Raw genomic sequence first — 18082 nt, 5'->3', positions numbered from 1 at the left:
GGGATGTTTGCCGGATCCCTGTCTGCGCGGGATCCCTTTTTTACTGCTCTGCTGCTAGCGATTTACATCGACCACCACACGACCCCGCACCTTGCCTTCGAGCAGCTGGCTGGCGACGGCAATGGCTTCGCCGAGGCCGATCTCGTTGGTGATCAGACCAAGCTTGGCAAGGTCCAGATCCTGGCCCAGGCGCTGCCAGGCGACCAGGCGATCGGGACGCGGACACATCACGCTATCGACACCGGCCAGCGTCACGCCGCGCAGGATGAAGGGTGCAACGCTGGACGGGAAATCCATTCCGCCGGCCAGGCCACAGGCGGTCACCACGCCACGGTAGCTGGTCGTCGCGCAGACGTTGGCCAGGGTATGGCTGCCGACGACATCGACCGCACCTGCCCAGCGTTCCCTGCCCAGCGGCTTTCCCGCGGACGAGAACAGCGAACGATCGAGAACCTCGCTGGCGCCCAGGCTCTTGACGTAATCGCTCTCCTCCGGTCGACCGCTGACGCCGACCACCGTGTAGCCGAGTTTTGACAACACGGAAACCGCGACGCTGCCGACGCCGCCGGCAGCGCCGGTGACGAGAATTTCGCCCTTGTCCGGCGTCACGCCGTGGCGTTCGAGAGCGAGGACGCAGAGCATCGCCGTGTAACCGGCAGTGCCGATGGCCATCGCCTGCTGCGGGGTGAATTGCGCCGGTAGCGGGACCAGCCATTCACCATTGAGGCGGGCTTTCTGCGCCAGGCCGCCCCAGTGCACCTCGCCGACGCCCCAGCCGTTGAGGACGACAGAGTCGCCAGGCTTGTACGCCGAGTGGCTGCTCGCCTCGACAGTGCCGACCAGGTCGACGCCGGGAACCATCGGGAACTTGCGCACGACCGGACCCTTGCCGGTAATCGCGAGAGCGTCCTTGTAGTTGAGCGTCGAATGACTCACACGAACGGTCACGTCGCCCTCCGGCAACTGGGCGTCATCGATGTCGCGCACTGCCGCCCGATAACCCGCCTCGTCCTTCTCGATCAGAATACCCTTGAACATATGCCTGCTCCTTTGGTTGAATTAGACCGCTTGCCTAATAATTGATATGGAAAAACTGCGCGATGGCACGCCGCCCTGCGCAGACAAGCCTCATCACGAATTCGACCCGCGCAACCCCAAGCGGCGCGAGCGATGGCGAGCCCACGAGAACAATATTAGACTACACGTCTATTAATTGCAAGGCAGCAAGAACGGGAAGTCCTCGCGGCGCCCTCACTTCGGGAAACGCATCAGGATTGGCCGAAAAGGTCGACAGCAAGGCGCTGCCGACCGCACAAGGAACGCCCTCCCGCCGGCTGCGGCGATGCGGGCGAGTGGGCCCAAGCGCCGGGCTGCGGCGCGCAGCGGCCTAGAACGGGATATCGTCGTCCATGTCTTCGAAGCTGGGCTTCTTCTTGGCCGGCGCCGCCGCGCGTGCGCTGCCGGCGTCGGCGGCCGACGATGGCATGCTGCCGCCGTATTCGCTGTCGCCAGCCGACGACGAGGGCGAACCCATGCCTTCGCGGCTACCGAGCATCTGCATTTCGTTGGCGACGATCTCGGTGGTGTAGCGCTCGTTACCTTCCTTGTCCTGCCATTTGCTGGTCCGGATACGGCCTTCGACGTACACCGAACGCCCCTTCTTCAGGTACTGGCCGGCGATTTCAGCCACCTTGCCGAAGAAGACGACGCGGTGCCATTCGGTATTTTCCTTGTATTCGCCGGACGCCTTGTCGCGCACGCGGTCGCTAGTGGCAATGCGAATGTTGCAGACGGCGTCGCCGCTCGGCAGGTAACGGGTTTCCGGATCGGCACCCAGATTGCCGACGAGAATCACTTTATTGACCGAAGCCATGTTGCCTCCCTGGATGGTGTGCGAGAAGAAGAAAGCGCGATTATAGGGGCTTAGGCCGTTGCCTGCCGACGACGCAGCGCCGGCATGGCCATGGTCGTCGATAGCGACAGCCAGATCACGGTGAGCAAGCCGCCACAGGCCCAGACAGCGCCCGGGCCGAGGTGCTTGGCCAGCGCCCCGCCGAGCACGCCGCCGACAAACAGGCCCAGCGCCTGGGTGGTGTTGTAGACGCCGAGCGCGGCGCCTTTGGCGTGCGGCGGCGCAATACGCGAGATCAGCGACGGTTGCGTCGCTTCGAGGATGTTGAAGGCCACGAAGAACAGCGTCAACCACAGGGCGAGACCGTAGAGACTCGTCGCAAACAGGGCGAAACCGATCTGAACGACGAGCAGCACGACCACCGCAGCATTGAAGACCAGCTTCATGCGGCCATATTTTTCGGCGGCAATGATCGCCGGCACCATGATCACGAAGGACACCAGAAGCGCCGGCAGGTATAGCTTCCAGTGTTCGGCCACCGGCAGGCCGCCGGTGGCGATCAGCTGCGCAGGCAGCAGCACCCACATCGCGGTGAGCATCAGGTGCAAGGCGAAGACACCGAAATTCAGGCGCAGCAACTGCCGATTGCCGAGCACTTCGACGAAGCTCGGCCAGGTCGGCTGGCGCGGCACTGCCGGTGCCGCCGGGACCACTCGGAGGACGACGAAAATGGCCAGCAGGGCCAGGCCACCGGTCAGGGAAAAGATGCCAGGCATACCGATGCTCACGAAAAGCAGCGGCGCGGCGACCATCGAGACGGCAAAGACCATGCCGATCGACGAGCCGATCATGGCCATCACCTTGGTCAGATGCTGTTCGCGGGTGAGGTCGGCGGCAAGCGCGGTCACCGCCGCCGAAATGGCACCCGCGCCTTGCAGCACGCGCCCGGCGATGACGCCGTAGATGTCGCCGGCGGAAGCGGCGACGAAGCTGCCGAGGGCAAACAGCAGCAGCCCGAAGACGATCACCGGCTTGCGCCCGAAGCGATCGGAGGCCGCGCCGTAGGCGATCTGCAGGAAGGACTGCGTCAGTCCGTAGGCACCCAGCGCCATGCCGACCAGCGCCACATCGTGGCCGGATGGCAGGTCCTGCGCGTAAATGGCGAAGACCGGGAGGATCAGGAACAAGCCGAGCATGCGCAAGGCAAACACAGCCGCCAGGCTGATGCCGGCGCGCTTTTCCTGGCTGCTCATTCGGTCGCTAGTGGGGGCGGACATGGGATTTTGGTGCCGGACTGCGGAATTGCGTATATTAGCAGGTTTGCCAACGCCCCTCGGGCCCGCAAGCAATGGACGAGATCAAAGAGATCCGGATTCGCGGTGCGCGCACGCACAACCTGAAGAACGTCAATCTCGACCTGCCGCGCAATCGCCTGATCGTGATTACCGGGCTTTCGGGTTCGGGCAAGTCATCGCTGGCTTTCGATACGCTATATGCCGAAGGGCAGCGTCGCTACGTCGAGTCCCTGTCGGCCTACGCGCGGCAGTTCCTGCAGCGCATCGAGAAGCCCGACGTCGACCTCATCGAGGGCCTGTCGCCGGCAATTTCGATCGAGCAGAAAGCGACCAGCCACAACCCGCGCTCGACGGTTGGAACGGTCACCGAAATCCACGACTACCTGCGCCTGCTCTTCGCCCGCGCCGGCACGCCCTACTGTGCCGAGCACCAGCTGGCGCTCGAAGCGCAGACGGTGGCGCAGATGGTCGATCACGTTCTTGCCCTGAGCGAGGACAGCCGGCTGATGATCCTGGCACCGGTGGTCGCCGACCGCAAGGGGGAGCAACTCGAGCTCTTTGCCGAGCTGCGCGCGCAGGGTTTTGCCCGCCTGCGCGTAGACGGCCAGATCTACGAGATCGACGCGCTGCCCAAGCTGGCCAAGACGCGCAAGCACAGCGTCGACGTGGTCATCGACCGGCTGAAAGTGCGCGCCGACATGCGCCAGCGCCTGGCCGAATCCTTCGAGACCGCGTTGCGCCACGCCGACGGCCGCGCCATCGCCTACGAAATGGACAGCGCGCGCGAGCATTTCTTTTCCGCCCGCTTTGCCTGCCCGGTGTGCTCGTACTCGCTGCCGGAACTCGAACCGCGCATCTTTTCCTTCAACAGCCCGATGGGCGCCTGCCAGAAGTGCGACGGCCTCGGCGTCATCCAGTTCTTCGACCCCAAACGCATCGTCGGCCATCCCGAACTGTCGCTCGCCGCCGGAGCGATCCGTGCCTGGGACCGGCGCAACCCCTTCTACTTCCAGATGCTGTCTTCGCTCGCCGCGCACTATGGCTTCGACGTCGAAGCGCCGTTCAGCGACTTGCCCGAGCGCATCCGGCAAATCATCCTCTACGGTTCCGGGCGCGAGCAATTGCCGTTCACCTACGTCAACGAACGCGGCCGGCTGAGCATGCGCCAGCATACGTTCGAGGGCATCGTCGTCAACCTTGAGCGACGCTACAAGGAAACCGACTCGCAGGCCGTTCGCGAGGAGCTGGCGCGACTGATCAGCAATCAGACCTGCCCCTCGTGCTACGGCAGCCGCCTGCGCGAAGAAGCGCGCAACGTGCGCGTCGGCACCCTCGCCAGCGCGCGCACCCTGCACGAGCTCAGCCGCCTGCCACTTGCCGAAGCGCGCGACTACTTCATCTCGCTGCAGCTGCCCGGCAACAAGGCGCAGATCGCCGAGAAGGTGCTCAAGGAAATCGTCAGCCGCCTGCAGTTCCTGATCAACGTCGGCCTCGACTATCTTTCGCTCGACCGTTCGGCGGAGACGCTGTCCGGCGGCGAAGCGCAGCGCATCCGCCTGGCCTCGCAGATCGGCTCGGGGCTGACCGGCGTACTCTACGTCCTCGACGAACCGTCGATCGGCCTGCACCAGCGCGACAACGAGCGGCTGCTGAAGACGCTGCAGCAGCTGCGCGACATCGGCAATACGGTGATCGTCGTCGAACACGACGAGGAGGCGATCCGCAGCGCCGACTACGTCGTCGACATCGGCCCCGGTGCTGGCGTGCATGGCGGCTTCATCGTCGCCGAAGGACCACCGGCGGCGATCATCGGCAACCCGGCGTCAATGACCGGCGACTACCTCGCCGGCCGGCGGCGGATCGGCACGCGCGACAAGCGCCGCCAGCCCGATGCGCAGCGGCTGCTGCAGATCGTCGGAGCGCGCGGCAACAACCTGCGCAACGTCAGTGTCGACCTGCCGGTCGGCCTGCTGACCTGCATCACCGGCGTTTCCGGCTCGGGCAAATCGACGCTGATCAACGACACCCTGTACGCTGCAGCGGCCAGACACCTCTACGGATCGAGCGCTGAACCCGCCGAGTACGAGGCCATCGTCGGCCTCGATCATTTCGACAAGGTTATCAACGTCGATCAGAGCCCGATCGGCCGCACGCCGCGCTCCAATCCAGCGACCTACACCGGCTTGCTGACACCGATCCGAGAACTGTTCTCGGGAATCCCCGAGGCCCGCGCGCGCGGCTACGGGCCGGGCCGCTTCTCCTTCAACGTCAAGGGCGGGCGCTGCGAAGCCTGCCAGGGCGACGGCGTGATCAAGGTCGAAATGCACTTCCTGCCCGACATCTACGTTGCCTGCGACGTCTGTCACGGCAAACGCTACAACCGTGAAACCCTCGAGATCCAGTACAAGGGCCGCAACATCCACCAGATTCTGCAAATGACCGTCGAGGTGGCGCGTGAGTTTTTCGACGCCGTGCCGGTCATTGCCCGCAAGCTGCAGACACTGGTCGACGTCGGCCTGAGCTACATCACCCTCGGCCAGTCGGCGACGACCCTCTCCGGCGGCGAAGCACAACGCGTCAAGCTGGCGCTCGAACTTTCGAAGCGCGACACCGGCAGAACACTCTACATTCTCGACGAACCGACCACCGGGCTGCATTTCCAGGACATCGAAATGCTGCTCACCGTCCTGCACCGGCTGGTCGATCACGGCAATACGGTGCTGGTCATCGAACACAATCTCGATGTCATCAAGACGGCCGACTGGCTGGTCGACCTTGGCCCGGAAGGTGGCGCCGGCGGCGGCCGCGTTCTTGCCGCCGGCCCCCCCGAGCAGATCGCGGAAGTCGCGGAGAGCCACAGCGGCCGTTTCCTGAAGCCGCTGCTGGCGCGCCGCGGGCAAGCGGATTCGCTCGCCCAATGAGCCGCCACGCCGACGCCAGCTGGCTGGCGCTCCGCCGTGCCGCCTTGCGCCGCTTGCCCTGATCCGCCGGGCGATCGCCTGCCCGGCATGGCGTCGCACAGCCGCCAACGGCAAAAATTTTCTTGGCAGGACCTGAATCCATGCCAGAATTGCAGCCTTTGGCGCCTCTTTCCAGACGGTCGCCGAAATGCAAGAATGCGCCTGAATGAAGGCTCGTAACCACCAAAGGAGATAATATGAACAAGTCCGAAATGATCGACGCCATTGCTGACCGCACCGAACTCTCCAAAGTCGCCTCTGCGAAAGCACTCGACGCCGTGATCGATACGATCGTTGAAACGGTTGCCCGCAGTGAAGCAGTGACGCTGGTTGGTTTTGGCTCTTTCAAGGCCAGCCCGCGCGCTGCGCGCGAGGGAAAGAACCCGAAAACCGGCGCGAAGATCCAGATCCCGGAGACCATCGTCCCGAAGTTCACCGCCGGCGCGACCTTCAAGGCACGCGTGGCGGGCAAGGACGAATAGGACTGGACTGGCGACACGTGCGGGCCACTTTTTCACGGGCGGCTTTCGTTCCGGCCACACGCGCCAGGACCGGATAAGGAACAGCTTGACGATGCGCAAGCTTGTCCCTTGCCAGCAAGCGTCACGGCAACAATCAAACCTCTTCAAGTTTCGGAGCTATCCATGCGTATTGGTACCATTCGCCGCTTAGTCGCGACCGCTGCACTCGCCCTTCTCCCGTTCGCCGTATCCGCCCAACAAGCACCCGCCGCCGCGGCAATGACCGCGACCGCCCCGGGTGAGTTTGTCGGCATGGTCGAGGCGCAGGTTTCGCTGGTCGTCGACGCGATCGACAAGGCGACCCGCGCGCTCGTTCTCAAGGACGACCAGGGCGAGAAAATGGTCATCACCGCCAGCGACGCCGTCAAGAATTTCGACCAGATCAAGGTTGGCGACCAGGTCGTTGCCCGCTACACGCAAACCCTGGTGATGGCCCTCAAGAAAGGCGGCGGGGACCTTCGCGTGCGTATCGACAGCAACGATCAGGCGGCGGCGAAACCCGGCGACAAGCCGGCAGCCGCTGTGGAGAAGGACGTCGCCTTCATCGCCGACGTGCAAGCGGTCGACCGCAAGACGCAGATGATTACCCTGCGCGGCGCCAGGAAGACCATGAAGCTGAAGATCAAGGACCCGGAACAGCTCAAACTGATCAGCAAGGGTGACCAGATCGAGGGCGTCTATTCCGAAGCGGTCGCCGTGTCAGTCGTCCCGGCCGCGGCCAAGAAAGCGCAATAGGCCCATCAGTCCTGACCCGCGCCCGCGCGGCGGATCGACGTCCCCGCGCTCGCCGGCAAGCAGGATTGACGCTTCAAATCACGCCGCGTAGAATCCGTGCGGCTTCGGGGGCATAGCTCAGCTGGGAGAGCGTCTGGTTCGCAATCAGAAGGTCGGCGGTTCGATCCCGCCTGTCTCCACCAAGACATCAAAGCCCGGACCTGCTCCGGGTTTTTTTTGGCCCCCAGGGGCAGTATTGGCCGGGGTTTGCCGGCGGTGTGAGTTTCTCTGGTCGGCGGATGAAGTCGATTTTTCCCCGCTCGCCGCCGGAATCTTGCACAGCCCCGCCCCCTGTAAACAAAGCCAAGGAAAGCTGATAGCCAAACTCTTTGCCGTTCCCGTGCGCGCAGTCAGCGATCACCTGAAGTCCATCTTCGCTCGCGGGGAGTTTAGCGAGGAACGAGCTATCCGGAAATACTTGCGTGCAGTTCTCCTGGTGTTAGTCCGTGACGCAGATCGCGCGCGTATTTCAGCTCCTACAAATTGGCTGACGAACAGCACGCGCCGCCGGAAGCCTGAATCGGAGGGCAGGGCAACGTCCCGTAGGAGCAGAAGACGCAGCAATCGCCGCGCTTCGGCCTGAGCAGCGTGTGGCAGCCAAGACACTCATAGAACCACAGGCAGGCATCGGTGGGCATCTGCTCGACTCGCGCGTGACCGCAGGCCGGGCAGGTCAGGGTCGATTCAAGGACAGGATCCACAGTAGCCCCCGCAAAGTTGTCGGCGTATTTTAGCCCGGGTCATCTCGCAGATTGTCGTGTCGACGGCGGTTTAAGCCCTGCGGCGGGGCTGTGTTAGCGGCTGCGCAGGCCCAAGCGCGTCATTGCGAGGGGGCAAGTCTGACGTGGAAATCCAGAGGTTTCGCGCTTTGTGTTGTCGATGCGGCGGAAAAAAATGGCGAGACGATGGCACTGGATTGCCGCGTCGGCTGCGCCTCCTCGCAATGACGGTGGGGAAGGGATAGCTGCGGGTGTGGCGACGAGGGCACTGGTGCGGTTGGAGTGTGAAGACGCTGGCGGCGGTGTGATCGTCCGGCGGTGTCATGTTGCACTCCGTGTGGAACACGGGATTTCCGCCGTCACCTGAATTTCGCGCTACTCTCTCGCCTGCTGGAAGTGTCGTCAGGGATGCAGCGCTACCGGAGAGTCGGGCGCCGGTAGCACGCGCTATGCCGGCTGACCGCGCACGGCGAAGCGCGCTGCCTGTCGCGCTCGGCGAATGTGCGTCGCCAACAGAGCAGGTTTTCGACCCACTCCCCTCTCCTCACGCAAGCAGAAATCAACATGGCCACTGACAACGACAATTCCGACGCCCCCGCGCCGAGCACCGGCTATAGCCACGCGGCGAAAACGGTGGTGCAGGAAACGACGCTGCGTGTTCAGGAAATGCACGGCGCCATCGCCGGAACCTGCTTCGATATGCTGCGCCGGGTGCCGCTCCTGTCCGGGCCGGCACGACTCGTACAGGGCGCGCACGACACCATCACGGCCGGCGTCTACGGCGCGATCCGCCACGGCAGCGGCGGTTTGCTGGCCGCCGCGGCGGTCGTCGAGAAGCAGGCGACGGGCTTTTCTCCCGGCAAGCCGCCGGGACGCCTGGCCAGCGGGCTGCGCGGCGCACTCAATGGCGCTTTCGGCGACTATCTGGCGGCAAGCAACAATCTGCTCGCCATACGCATGGCGATTTGCGCCGACGGCGGCGAGTTGGCGCTCGACGCCGCTTCGCTGCATGCCGCTCTCCCCAACGCGGGCAAGCGCCTCTGCCTCTTCATCCACGGGCTGAGCTGCGACGAACACAGCTGGGAAATCGACAACGCCGACGACCCGGCCGGCGAAATCCATTTCGGCCGGCAGCTGCACGCCGACTTCGCCTGCACCGCGCTCTATCTGCGCTACAACAGCGGCCTGCCGATTGCCGCCAATGGCGCGCAGCTGGCAGGCTTGCTCGAGGACTTGCTGGCCGCGTGGCCACAGCCGGATTGCGACTTGCTGATCATCGGCCACAGCATGGGCGGACTGCTCGCGCTCGCCGCCTGCGAACACGCCGCCGAACAGGCGATGAATTGGCCACAGGCGACGCGGATGCTGATCTGCCTGGGCTCACCGATCCTGGGTTCGCCGGTCGAGCGCCTCGGGCAGCTGACCAACGCGGCGCTGAACCTCTCGAAGATGACCGCGCCGCTGGGCACCATCGCCGCTACGCGCAGCCAGGGAATCAAGGACCTCAGGCACGGTCCCGGTGCGCCGCGGAAGGCTGCCGCGCACGCTCACATCGCCTTCCGTTTTCTCGGCGCCCGCCTGGGCGAAGACGACGGCCATCTGCTCGGCAGCTTCGTCGGCGACGGCCTGGTGACGCCGGGCAGCGCGACTGCGCATGCGATCGACGGTGACGTACTGAGCACGAGTCTGAGCAAGCTCGGGCACATGCGCCTGCTCAATGACGCGCGCGTCTATCGGCAGATCAAGGAGTGGGTCGGGGCACTCGACGCCGGCGCAGCCGAAGACCGCTGAAGCGGCCGCAAGCTGCCAGTCGGCTAGGCCGGCACCGACAGCAGGTCGTAGAGCGCTCCAAATTCGCCGCTCAGCTTGTGGCGCGGATCGAGGTGGATCATCGGCAAGGCCTGATGATGCGATTCGCGGATCTTGATCGACGCCGAGAGAAACGCGTCGAGGATCGGCAGGCCCTCGGCGCGCAACTCCTCGACGAGTTTCGCCGGCAGGTTGGCGCGCGCCTGATAATGGTTGACGACGATGCCTTCGACGCGCAGCCCGCGGTTGTGGTCGCTCCTGATCTCGGCCACGCTATCGATCAGCGTGTAGAGGGCGCGGCGCGAAAAATCGTCGCAATCGAAGGGAATCAGGCAAGTGTCGGCAGCGATCAGCGCCGAGCGGGTAAAGAAATTCAGCGCCGGCGGCGTGTCGATGAAAATATCGTCGTAAGCGTTCATCTTCTCCAGCGCTTCGCGCAGCTTGTACATCTTGTAACGCGACTCAAGCTTGAATTGCAGTTCCTCCAGCCGCGGGTCCGACGGCAGCACATCGAGGTTGGGAAACGGCGAATGCACGACATACGAATCCAGCTCGTCGGGAAAGAGCTTCAGGCCGAGCACATCGTCGAAGAAATGGGCGAGCGTTTTCTCCTGGGTTTCCAGCGCCTTGCCGAGCAGATAGCGGGAGGAATTGGCCTGCGCGTCGAGATCGACGAGCAGGGTCCGCCGGCCGCGCGCGGCGCCGACGGCGGCCAGATTGCAGGCAATCGTCGATTTCCCCACACCACCTTTCTGATTGAAGACGACTCGGCGCATGACACTTCCCTTGTAGTGTGTATGGATTAGGCACGAGTTTAGTCCTTAGTCATCCACGGGGAAAGCGGCGAGGCGGTTTGACAGGGGCCCCGCGGCGTTCGCTCCGAAGGCGCCGCTGCCAGGCTATGCGCCTGGCAAGCCGCTCAACTCACGCTGCGTCAGATAGAGACGCAAATCGAATTCAAGCTGGTGATACGCCGGCTCCATGTGGCTGCACAGCTGGTAGAAAGCGCGGTCGTGCTCGCGCTCCTTGAGGTGCGCCAGTTCGTGCACGACGATCATTTTCAGGAACTCGGGCGGCGCTTCCTTGAACACGCTGGCGACGCGGATCTCGTGCTTGCGCCTGATCTTGCCGCCCTGCACGCGCGCCAGCTTGCCGTTGGTTCCGAGGGCGTTGGCGGTAAGCTGCAGGCGGCTGTCGAAAAGCACCTTGGCGGGCGACTCGGCGTTGCGCAGGAAGCGGTTCTTGAGCGCCAGCGTGTAGTCATACAAGGCACCATCGCTGCGTACCGCGTGCGTGCCCGGGTACCTGGCACGCAGCATGGCGGCCAGCCGATCGTCGGCGATCGCCGCGCGCACCTGCTTTTGCAGGGCCTCGGGGTAGCCCGCCAGGTAGCGCAGCGGCAGCATGCTCAGCAAACGTCGGCGAGGACCTTGTGCAGCCAGGCTTCGATGTCCTGCAGCTCTTCGTAGCACACCGTGTGCTCGGCGGCATAGCTGTGCCAATCGACCGCGTACTTCTCGGCTTTCAGCAGTTTTGACGAGCGCTTTCCGAAGTCGTAGGGGATGACCGGGTCATTCTGTCCGTGGGCCATGAAGATCGGCACGTCGCGGTTCGCTTTCGAAGCCTCGGCGGCCAGCGTATCGGTCATCGGCAGATAGCACGACAACGCCAGGATACCGGCCAGCCGCTGCCGGTGGCGCAGGCCGGCATGCAGGGCAATCACCCCGCCCTGCGAGAAACCGGCGAGGACGATGCGCGCGTCGGGAATGCCGCGCTCGTTCTCGCGCGCGATCAGCGCCTCGACCTGTCGCGCCGACTGGCGTACGCCTTCGGCCTCTTCCCTGCCCGGCGCGAAGTCGGGCGAAACGATATCGTACCAGGCACGCATCACGAAGCCGCCATTGATGGTCACCGCGCGCATCGGCGCATGCGGGAAAACGAAGCGCAGCGCCGGCAGCTGATCGAAGTCGAACTCGTCGACGATCGGCTCGAAGTCATGGCCGTCGGCGCCGAGACCGTGCAGCCAGATGACCGCACATTTCGGGGATTCACCGGTCTGGCGTTCGACACATTCCAGCAACAGGTCATCGGTGTTGCTCGCTACTGAGGTCATTGAAATGATCCTTGTTCGGGTAAACGGCCGCCATTCTATCAGGCGGCCCGGCAGGGAATCGGGGCGCGGCGTGGAAAGGCACGCCGCGCGGGTCGGTGCGCCGACGATCAGCCGCGGATGTTGGCGATGACCGCGCGGGTAATCGCCGCCGTGCCGTCCTCGCCGCCGAAGTCGATCGGCCAGATGGCCGACATCGCCTTGTCGACGGCGCGCTCGAGGATGCGCGCGCCATGCGCCAGGCGCGGCTCGGCATGTTGGTCGGAGAGCCAGTCGAGCATCAGGGCGGCGGCCAGGATCTGGGCAACCGGGTTGGCGCTGCCCTGCCCGGTACGCTCGGCTGCGCTGCCATGCGCAGGCTGAAAGATCGCATAACGGTCGCCGATGTCGGCCTTGGGCGCCAGACTCTGGCTGCCGGCAAGCGCCGCCGAGAAATCGGCAAGAAGTCGGCCAAGAGCGTTCTCGGTGACCAGGACGTCGAAATCCCAGGGAGCCCTGACCAGGTTCGTGGCAATCGCATCGCCGTGCGCGTATTCGGCCTCGACCTCGGGATGTTCTGCGGCGACTTCGCTGACGACCTTGCGGAAGAGAGCCATCGACGCCAGCAGGTTGGCCTGGTCAACGCAGGTCACCTTGCCCGGCCGCCGCTTGCTCTTGGCCCGTCGCCCGGCCAGCTCGAACGCAAACTCCGCCACCCGGCGGCTGCCCTGGCGGGAAACGACCATCGATTCCCGCACGCGGTCGTCTTCGAGCGTTCCGCGACCGTGCGACGAAAGCAAGCCTTCGCTCTGTTCACGCACCACCACCAGATCGATCTCGACCGCGCGCTTGTCGGCCAACACCAGCGGCAAACGCGGATAGGCGCGGATCGGGCGCAGACCGGCATAGATATCCATCGCCATGCGCAGGTCGAAATGCGCAGAGACTTCGGTTCCATCGGGGTAGCAGACCTGCGGCAGGCCCATGGCGCCGAGGAGCACGGCGTCGGCTTTTCGACACTCGGCGAGCGTTTCGTCGGAAAAGACGGCGCCGGTCTGTTCGTAATGTGCAGCGCCGCCGTCAAGCTGACGAAAGTCGAAGCTGATGCCGCCCAGGCGCTCGCGGAGAACCTCGAGAACGAGCAGGCAGGACTGCACGACTTCGGGGCCAATACCGTCGCCGGGCAGGACGGCGATCTGGAAACGTGGATCGTTGTACATGTCTTTCTTCCCTTCGCGTTCAGAAGGCTCCACGGCCTGCGAATACGGCCGTGGCAGCGAGCACAGGCAAAATGCCCGGCGATTGCAACCCGGCGATCATTGACGGCGAAAAGGTGCTTGCGGTCAAGTGCTTTTGTCGGCTGGCTCGCATGCGCGCCGCTTTTGGCAGATCCGCGCGCTGGGCAAATGCGGAGTCACCCCCACGGCTGCGCGAGACACCCATCGTTCAACGGCAATTGCGGCCACTCTCGGGGGTGCTTTCCCGGGGGCCGGCGGCAGGCCATCGCGGCAGCCGAAAGCACCTGCGGAGCGCGGCGCGATGGCTCTTCTCCATCGCCGCTTGGCGTGCTACGTTTGCCCTTCCCATTGCCACTTGGAGGGTATCGACATGGCCTTCAGTCCCGCATCGCGCGTCCAGGACTACCTCGTCTTCGGCGAATTCGGCGACGTCAACCCGTCGATCACCGACTCGTCGACCTATACCTTCCTGAGCCCCGAGCGCATGGAGGAGTTGTTCGAGCACGAGATCGAAGGCTGCTTTCTCTACTCGCGGCACTTCAACCCGACCAACAAGTATCTCGCCAGCGCCCTGGAACGTATGGAAGACGGCGAATCGGCGCAGGTCATGGCCTCCGGAATGGGAGCGATAAGCACCACCCTGATGACCCTGTGCGGCGCCGGCGATGAGATCGTCTGCGGGCGCAGCATCTATGGCGGCACCTACGCGCTGCTCAAGAACCTGCTGCCGCGCTTCGGCGTCAATACGCGCTTTGTCGATCTCTGCAACCACGACGCCGTGCGCGCGGCGATGACGCCACGGACCCGTGTTCTCTACTGCGAATCGCTCAGCAACCCGCTGCTCGAAGTCGCCGACCTGCCCGCGCTGGCCGCGATTGCCCACGCGCAGGGCGCACAGCTGGTCGTCGATAACACCTTTACGCCGATGATCCTGTCGCCGCTGCGCCACGGCGCCGACGTCGTCGTGCACAGCCTGACCAAGTTCGTCAACGGCACCAGCGACTGCGTCGCCGGCTGCGTCGTCGCGTCGCGCGACTTCATTTCCCGGCTGAACGACATCAACGCCGGCCCGAGCATGCTGCTCGGCCCGGTGCTCGACAGCACACGCGCGGCGAGCATCCTGAAGAACCTGCACAGCCTGCACATCCGCCTGCGCCAACACGGCGCCAACGCGCTGTATCTGGCCCGCCGGCTCGAAGAACTGGGGCACGCGGTGCACTACCCGGGGCTGACCAGCCATCCGCATCACCAGCTGCTGACGCAATTGATGAACCCCGGCTACGGCTGGGGCGGCATGCTCACCCTCGATGCCGGCGACCTGGCCGCCGCCAACCGCCTGATGACCCTGATGCAACGCGACAAGGTCGGCTACCTGGCAGTCAGCCTCGGCTACTTCAAGACCCTCTTCAACACCCCCGGCCACAGCACCTCGTCCGAGATCCCGCCCGCAGAACGCGAAGCGGCCGGCCTGCGCGAAGGCCTGATCCGCTTCTCGATCGGTCTCGACGAAGACATCGCCCAGACCACCGAGCGCATCGAAAACTGCCTCAGCGAAGCGGAAGTGCGCGGAAATCTGTAGAATCCCGTCCCGGGCCTGTAGCTCAGTTGGTTAGAGCAGAGGACTTAGCGAGGCCAGCCCGGACATCGTCTGATGAGTGGCTGGTCGCATGGGTTGCCCGTCGGCAGCGTCACGCTGGCGGCGGGTAGAACTGGTCAAATTCGGTGAAAGCTGGGGCCTGCGGGCGACGCCAATACCGAGCCAAGCCCCGAGACAGCAGCGGGGAAGGTGTAGAGACTAGACGGCCAGCCTGTAACGGGAAGGTATAGTCCAGACCACAAACTCGCCAGAGGCGGCGAAAGCCGTAGTGGTAAGCATAATCCTTTGGTCCAGGGTTCAAGTCCCTGCGGGCCCACCAGACAAGAAGACCAACCCCTCATCGGGTTGGTCTTTTTTTGCGTACTACCGCGTGTTTGCGCGGGTTCGTGCGGAAACCTGTGGACTTCGGCTCTTCGTACGGCGCGCCCGGATTCGGCCAATTTCACTCTCTCCAGGGCATTCTTCTCTCCGCCTCGATCTCCGCCGGAGGCGGGAAGTCCACGAGCGCCTCAAATCGGCTCATGACAAATCAACGACTTATAGGTGGTCCAACCAAGCGGTTGATTCGTGGCATTGGTAGGTAGCGGAAGCTTCCTTGATGCAGAGAGTGGAGAATCGGGGAGTCTTTCTGGTTGGCGACTCAGAGCAATAACGCCGCGCGTACTAGCCAAGGACACCGTGGGACTCGACAGCAATGACTGCGCCGACCTGCTGGGCCACCGGTGTCCAGATGTCCGTCTCGACGCCTGGAGTCTCGATCGACACGATGAGCGCATATCGCGCGCCCTTCTCGCTGCGGTCCCGCTTGGGTTGGTCTTTCCACCATCCGCTCACCGGGTAGACACCGATGACGCCGCGCTCGGCAATGTCGGCGGCGAAGCCCTGCAGGATGTCCGAGTGGATCGAGCCGTGATTGCGCGCCTGCTCGCCGAGGTACCACTCGGATGAGTCGCCTCCCGCCGAGGGCCGCGCCTCGTCCTCGTCGAGCGCACGCTGATTGAGGCGCTTGCGAAACTCATCAACGGACTCGGTCGGCCCCTTCACCTCGAAGCGCAACCCGTGCGACGCGTAGCGGTGGCGCTTCTTCCAGCCGCGGCGGCCGGGATTCGGCTCGACGAAGTAAGAGAGTGTCACGCGCAGCCGCACCGGCGTCTCGCCGAGGCCTTGGAGCACCTCCCGCGGCCAGGGCAGCTCGAAGAAATGGATGTCGCCCATCTGCCGCTCGTTGGGATTCGACTCCTTCGGCACAAAGGGCCGAATGGTGTCCTGCGCGATGATCGTCAGGGCGTTGCCAGCGCTCCGCAACGCGCGGTCGAGGTGGGGCACGCCGAAGCCGTACCGGCGCACGAGGCGCGCTCGTGCGCGCTTTCCGCTAGCCCCTCGCAAGTGGGTTTGCATCTGCGCCGTCCACTCGGCCGAGTGAACGACGAGTGCACGCACGGTCACGGGCCAGAGCGTCGGGTACTCGGACGCGATGATGGCGGCCATGCGCGCAGCCAGCGCTGTAGCAGCGCTTGTGGCCCAACTCAGGACGAAAGCTTTTTCTGCGGGCCGGTAGTGCGTCGAGAGCAAGCACAGGTCGGGGCAAGGAAAGTCGACGTCACCCTTCGCGTTTTTCACGACATTGCCGCCCTCGAAAACGACATCCGGCTTGATGGGCCACGCGTCAGCGAACACGACGCCAGTCGTGCTCCACGGCGAGAGTTCCCCAGCTGGTGCCACGGGCTGCCAGCCATTCCACTTCGGATTCTGGACGATGGACTTCTCCGTGAAAGCGCCCACCGTCAACACGTTCCAGGCCTGGGCCGGGTCGTGGACCGCATCGGTGTCGCTGCGGTCGAGGTGCGCGACCTGCAGCGCACCTTCATCGACATTCCCAGCGCTCACGACGAAGAGGCGTTGGACGGGGTCGCTCTCGTCGTCGAGGTAGACCAGGCCCTGGCTGCTCGCGTCAAGAGCACGCCCGGCGGCCAACGCATCGACGGCAGCTGACCACGACGTGGGCTGACCGCGATCGCGCTCGTCTGTGGCGGTCACGGCCAAGGAGAAGCAGCGCTGTCGCCCAGGCGCCTGAATTTCTACGCGGCTCGTGGCCTCCGCCGTGATGGCGCCGTACAGCTCGGGCGGGTTCTGACCATTCGGAGGCAGGATCTTCACCGACTCGAGCCCGTGGCTGAGTTTCACTGGGGCTGAGCCACCGAGCACCGACGTCAGGTCGCCATAGAGCGCGAGGCCGGCCATCTCCGTTCCGTGCCCATGGTGATCATGGGCACCCCACGAGGGCTCGCAAGTGTGGCAGTCGGATGTAGCGAGCGATGCCGCAAGCAGAGGATGGCCGCGGGTCACGCCGGTGTCGAGTACGCACACAGCGGGCGCAGCGGCCACAGCCGTCGTCGTCCGCGCGAGCAATTCCTTGGCCCACTCGCCCTGCTCTTCGGGCGCCATGTCCGCGAAGACCGTCGCGGTCTCCTTGGCTCGACGCACCTCCGCAAGATCGTTCAACACATCCAGGGAAGCCGAGAGCTGCTCGGCCGTCGCACACACCAGCGTCACGATGCGATCGTCGAACTGCAGACGCCGTCCTGCGATATCGAGTTGCTTGAGGGCCACGAACTCCATGAGCCGCGCAAGCTCGCTACCGTCGTGCCGGCGCAGCCAGACCTCCCACCAAATCGTCTCCCGGTCGGCCGGGTAGACCTCGGTCGCGTCCGTCCAGAGCCCCCGTAACGTGGCGAGCCGCAACGCACCCACCGGGTCGAGCATATCCTCGTGGCGTCGCTCGTTTTTCGTCTTCGGGGTCGTCTTTGCGTAGTTCTCAAAGCGCGTAACGAAGTGCTTCACCTTGCCTTCGGGAACGAAGACCGTCGCCCGCTCGATACGTCGCGGCTCTGCTTCCTGGGTCTGCGCGTGGCTGACCGCCACGAGTTCGATCCCCTGTCGCGCATCCTCAAGTGACGAGAGCTGTAGGGGGATGCCGGGCTGGCTCTCGAACTGGATGTAGAGCCCAGGCACGGCGCCATGCACTTGGATTCTGGCGTCAGCGCGGCGCTGATGCGCCTCGATCACGGCCGATTCGAGCGCCTGCTTGAGCGCCTTTCCGTGCGTTGCACGGCTTGGTGGAGGCGGAGGCTTCGGGATGTCTATCCTCCGCCCGTGCGGCTTGTACCGCTCCGTCGTGGGCTTGCCCGGGACGATGATGTGCTTGCGGTTCCGAGAAGCGGCCACCCT

At 64.5% G+C, this 18082-nt stretch carries 14 protein-coding genes and 1 tRNA gene; 6 read left to right on the top strand and 9 right to left on the bottom strand.

Annotated elements, in window-relative coordinates; all coding sequences use genetic code 11:
• Nucleotides 1-54: 54 nt before the first annotated feature.
• The 3 genes from QZ613_RS00780 to QZ613_RS00770 form a co-directional block, all read right to left on the bottom strand.
• Nucleotides 55-1038: an MDR family oxidoreductase gene (locus QZ613_RS00780; protein WP_043567492.1), complete on the bottom strand. Its 984-nt coding sequence runs from the start codon at nucleotides 1036-1038 to the stop codon at nucleotides 55-57.
• Nucleotides 1039-1387: 349 nt separating this feature from the next.
• The gene (gene ssb / locus QZ613_RS00775; RefSeq protein ID WP_043567494.1) at nucleotides 1388-1873 is read right to left on the bottom strand and encodes a single-stranded DNA-binding protein; all 486 of its coding nucleotides are present in this window, start codon (nucleotides 1871-1873) and stop codon (nucleotides 1388-1390) included.
• A gap of 50 nt (nucleotides 1874-1923) precedes the next feature.
• Nucleotides 1924-3129 (bottom strand): MFS transporter, encoded by a 1206-nt coding sequence (locus QZ613_RS00770; protein ID WP_291863809.1) that lies wholly within the window; start codon nucleotides 3127-3129, stop codon nucleotides 1924-1926.
• Nucleotides 3130-3209: 80 nt separating this feature from the next.
• Between QZ613_RS00770 and uvrA the strand changes: the two genes are divergently transcribed.
• The 4 genes from uvrA (at nucleotide 3210) to QZ613_RS00750 (ending at nucleotide 7545) form a co-directional block, all read left to right on the top strand.
• Nucleotides 3210-6068, top strand: a complete 2859-nt coding sequence (gene uvrA, locus QZ613_RS00765) for an excinuclease ABC subunit UvrA (RefSeq protein WP_043567628.1) — start codon at nucleotides 3210-3212, stop codon at nucleotides 6066-6068.
• A gap of 236 nt (nucleotides 6069-6304) precedes the next feature.
• Entirely contained in the window at nucleotides 6305-6589 is a 285-nt protein-coding gene (locus QZ613_RS00760; protein WP_043567497.1) for an HU family DNA-binding protein, read from the top strand.
• Between the two features lie 258 nt (nucleotides 6590-6847).
• The gene (locus tag QZ613_RS00755) at nucleotides 6848-7363 is read left to right on the top strand and encodes a hypothetical protein (RefSeq protein WP_291863812.1); all 516 of its coding nucleotides are present in this window, start codon (nucleotides 6848-6850) and stop codon (nucleotides 7361-7363) included.
• Nucleotides 7364-7469: 106 nt separating this feature from the next.
• Nucleotides 7470-7545, top strand: a tRNA-Ala gene (locus QZ613_RS00750).
• Nucleotides 7546-7878: 333 nt separating this feature from the next.
• Here QZ613_RS00750 and QZ613_RS00745 read toward each other — a convergent pair.
• Nucleotides 7879-8103 (bottom strand): GDCCVxC domain-containing (seleno)protein, encoded by a 225-nt coding sequence (locus tag QZ613_RS00745; protein WP_291981225.1) that lies wholly within the window; start codon nucleotides 8101-8103, stop codon nucleotides 7879-7881.
• A gap of 582 nt (nucleotides 8104-8685) precedes the next feature.
• Between QZ613_RS00745 and QZ613_RS00740 the strand changes: the two genes are divergently transcribed.
• Entirely contained in the window at nucleotides 8686-9912 is a 1227-nt protein-coding gene (locus tag QZ613_RS00740; RefSeq protein ID WP_291981223.1) for an alpha/beta hydrolase, read from the top strand.
• Nucleotides 9913-9935: 23 nt separating this feature from the next.
• Here the strand turns inward: QZ613_RS00740 and QZ613_RS00735 are convergent, their stop codons facing one another.
• The 4 genes from QZ613_RS00735 to QZ613_RS00720 form a co-directional block, all read right to left on the bottom strand.
• The gene (locus QZ613_RS00735; RefSeq protein ID WP_043567500.1) at nucleotides 9936-10706 is read right to left on the bottom strand and encodes a ParA family protein; all 771 of its coding nucleotides are present in this window, start codon (nucleotides 10704-10706) and stop codon (nucleotides 9936-9938) included.
• Between the two features lie 123 nt (nucleotides 10707-10829).
• Complete coding sequence (locus QZ613_RS00730) at nucleotides 10830-11336, bottom strand: YgjP-like metallopeptidase domain-containing protein (protein WP_043567501.1); 507 nt, start codon at nucleotides 11334-11336, stop codon at nucleotides 10830-10832.
• A 2-nt stretch (nucleotides 11337-11338) separates the two neighbouring features.
• On the bottom strand, nucleotides 11339-12043 hold the full coding sequence (locus QZ613_RS00725) for an alpha/beta hydrolase fold domain-containing protein (RefSeq protein ID WP_291868268.1): 705 nt from the start codon (nucleotides 12041-12043) through the stop codon (nucleotides 11339-11341).
• 107 nt (nucleotides 12044-12150) lie between these two features.
• Complete coding sequence (locus QZ613_RS00720; RefSeq protein WP_043567503.1) at nucleotides 12151-13239, bottom strand: isocitrate/isopropylmalate family dehydrogenase; 1089 nt, start codon at nucleotides 13237-13239, stop codon at nucleotides 12151-12153.
• 388 nt (nucleotides 13240-13627) lie between these two features.
• Between QZ613_RS00720 and QZ613_RS00715 the strand changes: the two genes are divergently transcribed.
• Nucleotides 13628-14836 carry an aminotransferase class I/II-fold pyridoxal phosphate-dependent enzyme gene (locus QZ613_RS00715; protein ID WP_043567506.1) on the top strand — a complete coding sequence of 403 codons (1209 nt, stop codon included), beginning with the start codon at nucleotides 13628-13630 and terminating at the stop codon, nucleotides 14834-14836.
• 681 nt (nucleotides 14837-15517) lie between these two features.
• Here the strand turns inward: QZ613_RS00715 and QZ613_RS00710 are convergent.
• A complete protein-coding gene (locus QZ613_RS00710) occupies nucleotides 15518-18079 on the bottom strand; it encodes a S8 family peptidase (protein ID WP_043567507.1) in 2562 nt (853 codons plus the stop codon).
• Between the last annotated feature and the right edge of the window lie 3 nt (nucleotides 18080-18082).

The sequence above is a fragment of the Candidatus Accumulibacter sp. ACC005 genome (genome assembly GCF_907163215.1).
GTDB classification, from domain to species: Bacteria; Pseudomonadota; Gammaproteobacteria; order Burkholderiales; family Rhodocyclaceae; genus Accumulibacter; species Accumulibacter regalis.
The sequence above is the reverse complement of the archived record's forward strand: the minus strand, read 5'-3'. Positions and strand labels throughout refer to the sequence as shown.

Excerpts from the sequence above, each read along its gene's own strand:
- QZ613_RS00780 (WP_043567492.1), bottom strand. The coding sequence starts at position 1,038 with ATGTTCAAGGGTATTCTGATCGAGAAGGACGAGGCGGGTTATCGGGCG.
- ssb (WP_043567494.1), bottom strand. The coding sequence starts at position 1,873 with ATGGCTTCGGTCAATAAAGTGATTCTCGTCGGCAATCTGGGTGCCGAT.
- QZ613_RS00770 (WP_291863809.1), bottom strand. The coding sequence starts at position 3,129 with ATGTCCGCCCCCACTAGCGACCGAATGAGCAGCCAGGAAAAGCGCGCC.
- QZ613_RS00760 (WP_043567497.1), top strand. The coding sequence starts at position 6,305 with ATGAACAAGTCCGAAATGATCGACGCCATTGCTGACCGCACCGAACTC.
- QZ613_RS00755 (WP_291863812.1), top strand. The coding sequence starts at position 6,848 with ATGACCGCGACCGCCCCGGGTGAGTTTGTCGGCATGGTCGAGGCGCAG.
- QZ613_RS00740 (WP_291981223.1), top strand. The coding sequence starts at position 8,686 with ATGGCCACTGACAACGACAATTCCGACGCCCCCGCGCCGAGCACCGGC.
- QZ613_RS00735 (WP_043567500.1), bottom strand. The coding sequence starts at position 10,706 with ATGCGCCGAGTCGTCTTCAATCAGAAAGGTGGTGTGGGGAAATCGACG.
- QZ613_RS00730 (WP_043567501.1), bottom strand. The coding sequence starts at position 11,336 with ATGCTGCCGCTGCGCTACCTGGCGGGCTACCCCGAGGCCCTGCAAAAG.
- QZ613_RS00725 (WP_291868268.1), bottom strand. The coding sequence starts at position 12,043 with ATGACCTCAGTAGCGAGCAACACCGATGACCTGTTGCTGGAATGTGTC.
- QZ613_RS00720 (WP_043567503.1), bottom strand. The coding sequence starts at position 13,239 with ATGTACAACGATCCACGTTTCCAGATCGCCGTCCTGCCCGGCGACGGT.
- QZ613_RS00715 (WP_043567506.1), top strand. The coding sequence starts at position 13,628 with ATGGCCTTCAGTCCCGCATCGCGCGTCCAGGACTACCTCGTCTTCGGC.